Origin of the sequence: Penaeicola halotolerans, assembly GCF_016464625.1 — a bacterium.
GTDB classification, from domain to species: Bacteria; Bacteroidota; Bacteroidia; order Cytophagales; family Cyclobacteriaceae; genus Penaeicola; species Penaeicola halotolerans.
Genome location: NZ_JAEAGO010000188.1, coordinates 1 through 242, shown reverse-complemented (window position 1 = coordinate 242; position 242 = coordinate 1). Strand labels below are relative to the sequence as shown.

Sequence of the window (242 nt, the reverse complement as noted above, 5' to 3'; positions counted from 1 at the left end):
AGCCTCTAACCTTACAAAGAAAGCCCCAGAAATACCACCCTCCCTCACCACCAATAGACCATATGTTTTGGACAATCCGCGGGATATCCTCCGCTGGCACCTTCCTGACTTTTTTATCTACAAAACAACCATACTTAGGTACTTGGATATATTGGCTTCGCTGTAGGTCATCTGCCCTGGCTACGAAGCTCTCTTTCCAACTGGAGATGACTTCATTTTGTGCGATCTTGTTAAATGCTAAA

General features: G+C 44.6%; 1 pseudogene. It reads right to left on the bottom strand.

The features are described from left to right. A pseudogene (locus I5349_RS14000) lies at positions 1-242 on the bottom strand (DUF2867 domain-containing protein); the annotation flags it as partial.